General features: G+C 33.3%; 12 protein-coding genes and 2 pseudogenes. 9 read left to right on the plus strand and 5 right to left on the minus strand.

Features of this window, described 5'->3' with window-relative positions:
- Positions 1–103: 103 nt before the first annotated feature.
- The gene (locus AC1DIT_RS14895; protein ID WP_016115538.1) at positions 104–511 is read left to right on the plus strand and encodes an NUDIX hydrolase; all 408 of its coding nucleotides are present in this window, start codon (positions 104–106) and stop codon (positions 509–511) included.
- Positions 512–575: 64 nt separating this feature from the next.
- Here the strand turns inward: AC1DIT_RS14895 and AC1DIT_RS14900 are convergent, their stop codons facing one another.
- On the minus strand, positions 576–1,727 hold the full coding sequence (locus AC1DIT_RS14900; protein WP_016115537.1) for an ArsR/SmtB family transcription factor: 1,152 nt from the start codon (positions 1,725–1,727) through the stop codon (positions 576–578).
- A 125-nt stretch (positions 1,728–1,852) separates the two neighbouring features.
- Between AC1DIT_RS14900 and AC1DIT_RS14905 the strand changes: the two genes are divergently transcribed.
- Positions 1,853–2,332, plus strand: a complete 480-nt coding sequence (locus AC1DIT_RS14905) for a GNAT family N-acetyltransferase (protein WP_016115536.1) — start codon at positions 1,853–1,855, stop codon at positions 2,330–2,332.
- Between the two features lie 37 nt (positions 2,333–2,369).
- Positions 2,370–3,602 carry an MFS transporter gene (locus AC1DIT_RS14910; RefSeq protein ID WP_016115535.1) on the plus strand — a complete coding sequence of 411 codons (1,233 nt, stop codon included), beginning with the start codon at positions 2,370–2,372 and terminating at the stop codon, positions 3,600–3,602.
- 81 nt (positions 3,603–3,683) lie between these two features.
- Here the strand turns inward: AC1DIT_RS14910 and AC1DIT_RS14915 are convergent, their stop codons facing one another.
- Together AC1DIT_RS14915 and AC1DIT_RS14920 are read right to left on the minus strand one after the other, a co-directional pair.
- Positions 3,684–4,148, minus strand: coding sequence for a DMT family transporter (locus tag AC1DIT_RS14915; protein WP_016115534.1), 465 nt, complete (start codon positions 4,146–4,148; stop codon positions 3,684–3,686).
- Between the two features lie 14 nt (positions 4,149–4,162).
- On the minus strand, positions 4,163–4,585 hold the full coding sequence (locus AC1DIT_RS14920) for a DMT family transporter (protein WP_016115533.1): 423 nt from the start codon (positions 4,583–4,585) through the stop codon (positions 4,163–4,165).
- A gap of 376 nt (positions 4,586–4,961) precedes the next feature.
- Here AC1DIT_RS14920 and AC1DIT_RS14925 point away from each other — a divergent pair, with 376 nt between their 5' ends.
- The 6 genes and pseudogenes from AC1DIT_RS14925 to AC1DIT_RS14950 form a co-directional block, all read left to right on the plus strand.
- Positions 4,962–5,477: a hypothetical protein gene (locus AC1DIT_RS14925; RefSeq protein WP_033671331.1), complete on the plus strand. Its 516-nt coding sequence runs from the start codon at positions 4,962–4,964 to the stop codon at positions 5,475–5,477.
- Positions 5,478–5,623: 146 nt separating this feature from the next.
- Positions 5,624–6,316, plus strand: a complete 693-nt coding sequence (gene yeiL, locus AC1DIT_RS14930) for a transcriptional regulator YeiL (RefSeq protein WP_016115531.1) — start codon at positions 5,624–5,626, stop codon at positions 6,314–6,316.
- A gap of 73 nt (positions 6,317–6,389) precedes the next feature.
- Entirely contained in the window at positions 6,390–7,127 is a 738-nt protein-coding gene (locus AC1DIT_RS14935) for a metallophosphoesterase family protein (RefSeq protein ID WP_016115530.1), read from the plus strand.
- A gap of 309 nt (positions 7,128–7,436) precedes the next feature.
- Positions 7,437–8,504 carry a flavin-containing monooxygenase gene (locus AC1DIT_RS14940; RefSeq protein ID WP_476998264.1) on the plus strand — a complete coding sequence of 356 codons (1,068 nt, stop codon included), beginning with the start codon at positions 7,437–7,439 and terminating at the stop codon, positions 8,502–8,504.
- Positions 8,505–8,830: 326 nt separating this feature from the next.
- Positions 8,831–9,079 (plus strand): hypothetical protein, encoded by a 249-nt coding sequence (locus AC1DIT_RS14945; RefSeq protein ID WP_016115528.1) that lies wholly within the window; start codon positions 8,831–8,833, stop codon positions 9,077–9,079.
- A gap of 55 nt (positions 9,080–9,134) precedes the next feature.
- Positions 9,135–9,430: pseudogene (locus tag AC1DIT_RS14950) on the plus strand (DUF4180 domain-containing protein); the annotation flags it as partial.
- 79 nt (positions 9,431–9,509) lie between these two features.
- Here AC1DIT_RS14950 and AC1DIT_RS14955 read toward each other — a convergent pair.
- Positions 9,510–9,650, minus strand: coding sequence for a zinc ribbon domain-containing protein (locus AC1DIT_RS14955; protein WP_422851253.1), 141 nt, complete (start codon positions 9,648–9,650; stop codon positions 9,510–9,512).
- 6 nt (positions 9,651–9,656) lie between these two features.
- Positions 9,657–9,794, minus strand: a pseudogene (locus tag AC1DIT_RS14960) (IS200/IS605 family element RNA-guided endonuclease TnpB); the annotation flags it as partial.

Here is a 9,794-nt window from a genome sequence, read left to right on the forward strand (position 1 = left end):
CAAGGTTAATAAAATTAAACCAGATTAATAATGTGTCCATATTATACTCTGGTTTAGCATAAATACGAATGAATGATGATATGTAGAAAGGTAGGTAGTTCATATGAGTAATCCAAAACATTATGTTTCAGTGGGTGTCGTTGTTGTAAACGATGAAGGGAAGATCCTGTTAATTCGTGGTCCGCGTAGAGGATGGGAGCAACCAGGAGGGCAAGTTGAAGAAGGGGAATCCATTCAAGACGCTGCTATTAGGGAAGTGAAAGAAGAAACAGGAATTGATATTCGTGTGACGAGGTTCTGTGGTATATATCAAAATCTAAGTTTAGGTGTTTGTGCTACTTGTTGGCTAGCAAAACCTATAGGTGGTCAGTTAGAAACAAGTAGTGAGAGTTTAGAAGTCGGATTCTTTACTGTTGAAGAGGCTTTAAAGATGGTTACGTGGTCAAATTTCAAAGAGAGAATCGTAAAAAGTTTAGATGAAAAAGAGCAACCTTTTTTTGTGGTGCTTTAATCGATAGTAGTGGGGAATATAGTGTAATCAAAAATAGAGAAAGCGCAGCTTTCTCTATTTTTGATTAACGTTTTATATGATTTAAAAAAGTAATTGTTTTTTCAACCGTGGTTTTATTAATAGAATAATACTTTGTTTTACCTTCTTTTCTCACATGAAGAAGATCGCCGCTTTCTAGTACAGCTAGGTGCCGAGATACCGTACTTTGATGTAATCCAGTCTCATTAATAATTTCTTGGGCAAATAATTCTTGATGATTGGCAAGTGCCGTTAATATAGTTAAGCGTGCTTGATCACCTAAAGCAGTAACAGCAGGGATGATTTCATCAATATTCAACCGAGTATCGGCTTCAGCATTTTGTTGTTTAGGTGTTAGTTTTGGTTCAAATAAAATATAGAGGACTTCATCTACTTTAAAAATAGATAAGAAACTGCCCATATGCAATGTTGGAATAAAAGTAATGTTTTTGGAAGAACGAATCGTTTCAACCCATGAACTGTCAGGATATAATCCAGTTATAAAAAAAACAATTTCATCATTTGTTTTACATGAATGAGTAGAAATAGATTGTAATTGCACAGTTTCTTGCTGCAAAGTACTTGAATAATTGAGCCATACAGGTTCAAATGCAGCTTTCCAAAAGTCTTTTAATAGGGCGATTATTTTTATTTTTACCTCATTTACATCTAGAAAAAAGGACACTTTTTCTTCAGTAGATGCGATTCCCCAGCTTTCTAAAACCACAGTTAAAGCAATTTTTCGTGTAGATATATGAGATAAACTTTCTTCATTAAGTTGAATGCCATGTAATAGTTGATCTATTTTTTTGTCATTAGGTAAGTTAGCGTGATAGTAATTTATATTTTCAATAATTGCATATGTAATTAATTCTTCAATTTCTTCGCTAGATAGACTTTCCCACCAAGAAATGAAAGGTCCCCATTCTGTGTGTGTAGAATCAGCTAAATCTATTTTTTTTAAAATAAATTCCCGTAATATTGCACCATGAGCGAGTACAGATCGTAAAGAAAGAAAATTYTCATGGAATGTTTGTGAAAGTTTGGGTACAGTCGCCTTTATCCAAGGAGAAGTCATAGTATGATTGCCTTTTTGGTAATCAATTAACAATATATTCGTAGCAATATTTACTCCCATAGATGTTGCAATGTTAATATTCGCTTTTGGGTATGTTGGCGTAAGAAACTCTTTTTTCATAGAAACCTCCTGAAAATAAAATATTCCATATTTACATATTCGATATATGAATGTTAATATAATTTTACAGCAATTCAGAATTTATTTCAATTCATGCTGTTTATCAATTTAGGGGGGAATAAAAAATGATTCAAATTCAAAAAGCTTCAGTTTGTCATGTGGAAGGGATTTCTAAAGTGTGCTCAGATGGTTGGTGTGATACGTATGTGGATTTAAAAGAAAAAGAATATATCGATGCGGTAATTGAAGAGTTCTATCAATTTGAACGAATTTATCAAGAAGTTACTCTGCCCATGCCAGGATGGGATGGCTGGTATGTTGCTTTAGAGAATGGAGAAGTAGTTGGTGCTGGTGGAGGTGGGATGATAAGTGGAAAAGTAGGAGAACTTTTTGTGCTGTATTTAAATCCTAGTAGAAGAGGTGAAGGGATTGGAACAATGCTTTTAAACGCAGTTACAGAAAGACAAATTGAACAAGGTGCAACAAAACAATGGGTTTCTGTAATGAAAGGGAATCAAAAAGGAATTCCTTTTTACGAGGCAAGAGGTTTTGTACAACAAAGTAGTGTAGATCTGAAAATTCGCTACAGAAGAGATATTTCATAAATGTATTTCGAAATAAAATATGGAAGAGGAGAGGCCGTTGTATAAAACGATTTTAAAAAATAAAAATATAATGTATTACTTATTGGGAGGGGGAGTCTCTAGCTTAGGCGATATATTAACTGGATTGGCCTTTGTTTTTCTTGCTTATGATTTAACTGGATCAGAATTATATACAACAGGAATGGTAATTGCGACAACGATTCCTTATCTTTTGTTTGGATTAGTGGGCGGTGTTATAGCCGATTGGGTGCAGAAAAATAAATTGCTAATTATGATTGATATAATTCGTATTCCGCTCATCCTTTCTCCTGTCTTCTGCTATTACTTCGATGTTTTAACCTACACGTATATGATCATCATAAGTTTTTTTATTCAGTGTTGCGGTTGTTTTTTTAATCCAGCACACCGAGCGCTATTACCAATTATAACCCCTATAGAACAACGGAATATGACGAATAGTTTATATGATTCCGTAACGAGAGGGATAACTGTACTCAGCCCGTTTCTCTCCATATTGTTAATGAAGACAGTAGGTGTCATTCACTTTTTTACGATTGATGCAATTACATATTTCATAAGCGCACTTTTTCTTATCAAAATGAATGTAACAGAGGACGTGATGGATGCAAAAAAGAAACAGGTGAAAGAAGTAATACTCTCATTGCGAGAGTTTTGGATTTGGATGAAATCTAATAAACAAATTACATTTTTATTTCTTCTTACATTTACAATGGTTTTTATGAACACATGGGTTTGGAAAGTAGGATTACTCGTATCTTTGGGGGAGTTCACGAAAGACAGTAAAGAAGTTTATAGTGTTATTCAAGGTTTCTTCGGATGTATCGTAATCATTACAAATATGATTATTCCTTTCATATGGAAGGAGTTAGATTTAGCTATTTATACAATTGCTTCGATCATTTGGGGGATTGGGATTTTCCTACTTGGATTTACATTCAACATTCCATTTTATTTTGTTGGAGTATTCATAGTAGGCATTGGCTTGCCACTAGCGGGACTAACAAGGGTATACATATTACAAAAACTTGTTCCTAAAGATATGTTAGGGAGAGGGTTTAGTTTTAATGCGGTTTTGCTTTATTTAGCGGATACAGCATCGCTTCTCATATTTGGGATTCTTTCTATATTTGTATCTATAAATGTTATTTTTATCGTTTGTGGAATCGGAATGATTATTATGTCTGTTGCATTGAAATTCCTTGTCTTTAGAAGGCACTCTGTTAAAGAAGAGACAAAGTTGATGTGTTGAACCTGGAGGTATTCGTACATAAAAGGAATAAGTCCAATGCAAGCGAGTGGATTTATTCCTTTTCTATTTTTTGGTATGCTGTTAGAGTTGTACCTTACTATTTTTTATGGGTTCATATGTTTTATCGACCAATAAATTATAAGTGAGTCCAAGTAATACTAAAAAACCACCGATTATTTTACCGATAGATACATCGTTTGATGTAAAGAAATCAATTATTACTCCCATAAATAATTGCCCTACAAAAATTAATAACGTTAAATAGAAAGATGATATCTTAGGGGTAATATAGTTTGATAACACGATTACAATAACACCTACTAACCCACCTAAATACACTACAAATGGTATAGATTGCAATGTTGCAGTTGATACGTGAAGAGATTCATTGCTAAAGATTAAAAATAGAAAAGAAAAAAACAGTCCTGTAATATAATTAAAAAATGTCCCTTGGAAAATCCCGATCTTTGCTGCTAAGTTAGCATTAATAATTCTTGCAACTACAATGGAAATTCCAGCTAAAATGGCAATACAAATATATAACATGGTTCCATCCTCCATTAAAATATAGTCATAACAATGATTCCAGAAGAAATTAGCAGTAATCCAAAGATTTTTTTCTTTTCAAATTTTACGACCTTCATCCCTAATAGGCCGAAATGATCGATAATAATAGATGAAACAGATTGCCCAAGTAAACTTAAAGCGATTGTAATAGAGACACCAAGTGCTGTGAAGCTTATATTACTAAATAGTACGGTAAAAACACCGATGGCTCCTGCACTATAAAGATAAAGCGGTATCCCTTTTTGCATGCGAAGTTTGGATTTGCTAACGAGTAAAACAATGACAATAGCAACTAATCCAACGATATGAATCATCACACTAGATGTATAGTTACCTGTCATTTCAGATAAGATACCATTTAAAGGAATCATAATGGCGATGAAAGCACCTATAATAATTGAGAGCAAATTATACAATGACGTTCCCCCTTACAAATTTATCCCGCTATTCGCGAGCAGTAAGACCCCCACCTCAAAATTCAGCAAGAGCAAAGAAGTTAGGCGGGGATCAACTGCCCGTAAAAGCCCTATTCGTTCAACTAATAATCAGTGAGGGATGAAGAAAACCCCCACTGATTAAAGTTTCACTTTACATGCAATGTAGCATGATTAAATCGTGAGTTACTATGACATATGTCATAGTAGAAGGAAGAAATTTTTTTTATAATTGGCTCTGTTAAAGACTGCTGTTGATTTTTTGTTAAACTAACAGTGTAGTTTAATACAATAAAAAAGTTAATAAATTTTTATTTAAATGAAACTATAATGCGATTAACAGTAACGGGGTGCGTTTATGGATGAACGAAAGATGCGTTTAAAACGAAAGGTGAAAATAGCTAAACAAAAGAGCCAGAGATATAAATTAATGAGGTTGCTAACCGAAGATATGTCAACTGTCATAGAAAAAAGTGATGTAATCACATCTCCAGAATTAGAAATAATTCTTAATAAGGTTCACGAGAAATGGAAATTTGAATTACATAAATGGGATTTTGTGATTAATTATAGTAATTTCAGAAAGGAATTTAGTTGGGAACAAGAGGTTATTCAGTATGTGCAAAGGATAGATATTGAAGAAAAATTAGTTTATTTATTTTTGGGCATAGATGACAGTCCAATATTTCTTGTTAACGGAAAATGGGCAATAGAGAACTTTAGCATTCTATGGCAATGTATTAACAATGATGATATATGGATTATTAGTCAAGATTTTAGCTATGGTGTTCTGGTTTTTCGCTATGGAGGATATTTGGAACACGACCCTAATCCAAAAGAAATTTTTTATGCAATTACAAAATGGGATAATTAATTTAAAGGCTACTTCAACTAAAGAATCGGTTAGTTGAAGTGGAAACCAGAAAAGGGCTGAGTGAACCTTTTTTCTTTTCACAAGATATCAACATTATCATTTAACAAAGCCTTATAATTAAAAAGAGTTACAGAGGTGGGGGATCTATGAAGAAAATAAGCAATTCTCATAAGTTAGATGATTATGTAAGACAGAATCATATTGAATCATTTTTTAGTAATGACATGAAATCCTATATGGAACTATTACTCTTTAAAAAGAATGAACATATTTGTAAGGAGAATGAAGATATTCACTATTTATATTTCTTTGTTGAAGGAAAAGCGAAGGCTTATAACACATTAAGTAATGGGAAATCTGTATTATTATGTTTTTATGATGACTTGCAAATATTGGGAGATGTTGAATTAATCCACTCACAAAAAACAGCTTCAAATGTACAAGTGATGGTAGACTCTTATTGCATTGGAATCCCTTTAGAAAAGGTGAGAGAACGATTGCTTCAGGATGCAATCTTTTTAAGGTGTATCTGTGGTTCTTTGTCTCAGAAGTTAAATAGACTGTCAAAAAACAGTACAATTAATTTACTGTATCCTCTTGAGAATAGGTTAGCAAGTTACATTCTTGCGACTGGGGAAAGACTTATTCATAATGAACAAAGAATTATATTTAATGGGAATTTAACTGAGACATCGGAATTGTTAGGAACAAGTTATAGGCACCTACTACGGACATTAAATATTCTTTGTGATAAAAGCGTAATAAGAAAGAATAATGGGTACTTTGAAGTGACAGATATAGATTTTTTAAAAGAGCTTGGTACGGATGTTTATAAATAAACTGATTGTAAATGTAGATGTTTGAAGTTTTTTTGAAAGATTATATTAGAATTTTGGAATGGCAGGTGCTCCTATGAAACAGAAAGTAGCTATTATTTCAGATATTCATGGAAATAGTTTTGCGTTAGAAGCGGTATTAAAAGATATCTCACGTCGTAATGTTGATTTGATTTTTAATTTAGGGGATAGTGTGTATGGTCCCATAGATCCTGTAGGAACAATCAAGATTTTAATGAAGCACAAGATGAATCATATTAGAGGTAACTGCGATCGAATGCTATGGGAGTCGATACAAGATTCATCAGTTACTCTAAATGAAGTGAAAAAGCTATTAACAACTAAGCATTTAAATTGGCTAAAGGAACATCCTTCTCAATATATTATGGAAGACATTCTTTTCTGTCATGGAACACCAGATTCGGATGAAATATATTTGCTAGAAAAAATGACAGAAGATGGCGGGATATTGAAGACTACAGATGAAATTATGAAACATCTTCAAAACATAGAGCAAAAAATAATTGTATGTGGACATACTCATATTCCTAGAGTTGTATATTTACCAGATGGGAAAGTGGTTATCAATCCAGGGAGTGTAGGACTTCCTGCTTACAAAGATGACTTACCGATTCTTCATAAAATGGAATCAGGATCACCACACGCTAATTATGTAGTTATGGAAAAGGAATCAGAATGGTGGATTATCGAACAAATTTCATTACCATACGATTGGGAGAAAGCAGCAGAGAGTGCAGGTTGTAATGGGCGAAATGATTGGGCGGTGGCGTTACGAACTGGAAGGATGGGATAACAATCTTGAGATTAAAACAAACCGAAGATCCGAAGTAGTTTTAGTGATTTCTAGTGAGAAGTAATGCGAATATAAAGTATATGGATGTTGTAGCATAGATTGTTTATTTTTTAAATTTGAAAAGCACCATCTTAGTGGTAAGGGAAAGTTTCTTATCACTAAGATGGTGCTTTTTTATGTTTACATATTGGGTAGAAAAAGAATTGTTTTCCTTGATTTGTAAAAAGAAAATTTATATGATTGGATAAAACATATGAATATATGAACAATTATTCATATGTTTTTCGGAATGAAAAGGAGGATAAGAAAATGTTAGATGTAATTATAATAGGAGCTGGTCAAGCAGGATTAGCTATGGGATATTACTTGCAGCAAGGAAACTATAACTTTGTTTTATTAGATGAAGAAAAGAGAATTGGTGATTCGTGGAGAAAGCGATACGATTCTTTACAATTGTTTACACCAAGAGCTTATTGTGCACTGCCGGGTATGAGGTTAGATGGAAACCAAAATGAATTTCCTACTAAAGATGAAATCTCCAATTATTTAGAAGAGTATGTACAGCGTTTTTCTTTACCAGTGAGGCTACATACAAATGTTTTTAAAGTAAGAAAAAAGGAGGATGAATTTGAGGTGTATACTCCTAAAGAAGTACTRCGATCTAAACGCGTTATTATCGCATCAGGTGCTTTTCAGCAACCTTTTATTCCTCCAATCGCTCAAAATCTTTCCAATGATATTTTTCAAATCCATTCTTCACAATATCAATCACCAATACAAATTCCAGAGGGATCAGTCCTTGTAGTAGGAGGAGGGAATTCCGGTACACAAATTGCAGTAGAACTAGCGAAATCTCGTGATGTTACGATTGCTGTAAGTTATCATCTTTCCTTTTTACCACTAAAAATAATGGGGAGAAGTATTTTTGCTTGGCTTGAAAAAATAGGATTATTATACGCTGGAACCAATACAAAGGGAGGTAAATGGTTTCAGAAGCAGAAAGATCCTATATTTGGTTATGAATGTAGAGAGCTTATTCGTAATGKAGCAATAGCATTGAAGCCGAAGGTCGTAAATGCATTGCAGAATAAAGTAGTGTTTTCAGATGATAGCACATGCCATGTTCAGAATGTAGTATGGTCTACAGGGTTCATACCAAATTATCAGTGGATTGAAGTAGAAGGTGCAATGAATCAAGCAGGATCACCAGTTCATACAAGAGGTGTTAGCGGGGTGCAAGGGTTATACTATATTGGTTTACCTTGGCAACATCAAAGAGGATCAGCACTTCTTTGTGGTGTGGGCCGGGATGCAGAATTTTTGTTTTCAATTATTCAAAAAGAAGATTCAATGTTTAATAAAAGAATAAAAAAATAGATCGGTAGCAATTCCTACCGATCAACTATATGTACATGAATTAGGAGAGGTCAAACTTTTATTAAATTCATTATAATGTATTCTGATAATTAAGAAAACTAAAAAGTGATCTTTGTATGTTGAGAAAGTTTTTTGTGCTGCAATATATGAAGAATTAAGAATATTGCATGTGAAATATGTAGTGTAGGTTTCATTTGTAAGGATAATAATACCAATTTTCGTGTTATTTAGAGATAAATTTTGGTAAAGTTATAATATGGATATTAATTTATATAAAATTGTTTTTATTTCTATAGTATATCTATCAATAGAGAGAGGGATATAGTATGAAATTTGATGATCAACGTCTACTCGGAATTAGATTAGGTTCTTTACTTGTAACGGAAGAGAATCAATATTTAGTCATAAAGAAAAAAGAACATTATTCCTTATTAGACATTGAAACGTTAGAGTGTACATCTCTTGAAGTATCATTGGATCCTCTTGAAGAAATGCTTCAAGAGGATCTTCAAGAAAGTATAAAGGAAATCATCGCCCCTGAGCATCTTAAGATTGTAGCTAAAAATATTATATAAAGAAAAAAGAAGAATGATAATTTAATGAAAAATGTAATGTTAGGTGGGGATACAGGTGGAAATACGTATTCATGAAAAAGATAATTCTAAAGTTGCCATTATAGAAAGTTCTGAAATTATAATAGGGGATGTACAAGGAGCATTAGACTTGATGGCATCCGTCAATTTTTCTATGATTGTCAAAAAATATTGATTAACAAAGTAAATATTACAGAGGAATTTTTTAACTTAAGAACTGGCCTAGCGGGTGAAATTTTACAAAAGTATATGAACTACGGCGTAAAATTAGCTATTGTCGGAGATCTCAATGTATATAATAGTAAAAGTCTTGCGGATTTTATATATGAATGTATTGAACTACCCCCACTTAACATTCTAACAAACTGCTTGAAGTGGGGGATTCCTACGAACACCAAAGTATCCATCGGCTTTATGAGTAGGCAATCCCCGTAGTCCCTACGGTTAGAAGCCTTAAGGCCTCTTTTCTCGAATTTTGTCCTGCGTTGACATCTCTATCATGATGCATACCACAAGAAAGACACTTCCATTCACGCAATTTCAGATCTTTCACGTCTTTGTTTTGTTTGTTGAAGAATCGTGAATACGAGTCAGCGAGGTTGTGAAGAGAAGATTGAAGAGCCGTGCTGTCCACTTCTTTGAGCCATACAAATTCTTTTTTGAGGGCAGGTAATTGCGAAGAACAAGTGCCATAGGT

The organism is Bacillus sp. 05T22 (assembly GCF_056396765.1).

What these genes read in the sequence shown, in the direction of transcription:
- AC1DIT_RS14905 (WP_016115536.1), top strand. Translation starts at nt 1,853, where the DNA reads ATGATTCAAATTCAAAAAGCTTCAGTTTGTCATGTGGAAGGGATTTCT.
- AC1DIT_RS14925 (WP_033671331.1), top strand. Translation starts at nt 4,962, where the DNA reads ATGGATGAACGAAAGATGCGTTTAAAACGAAAGGTGAAAATAGCTAAA.
- AC1DIT_RS14935 (WP_016115530.1), top strand. Translation starts at nt 6,390, where the DNA reads ATGAAACAGAAAGTAGCTATTATTTCAGATATTCATGGAAATAGTTTT.
- AC1DIT_RS14895 (WP_016115538.1), top strand. Translation starts at nt 104, where the DNA reads ATGAGTAATCCAAAACATTATGTTTCAGTGGGTGTCGTTGTTGTAAAC.
- yeiL (WP_016115531.1), top strand. Translation starts at nt 5,624, where the DNA reads ATGAAGAAAATAAGCAATTCTCATAAGTTAGATGATTATGTAAGACAG.
- AC1DIT_RS14915 (WP_016115534.1), bottom strand. Translation starts at nt 4,148, where the DNA reads ATGTTATATATTTGTATTGCCATTTTAGCTGGAATTTCCATTGTAGTT.
- AC1DIT_RS14945 (WP_016115528.1), top strand. Translation starts at nt 8,831, where the DNA reads ATGAAATTTGATGATCAACGTCTACTCGGAATTAGATTAGGTTCTTTA.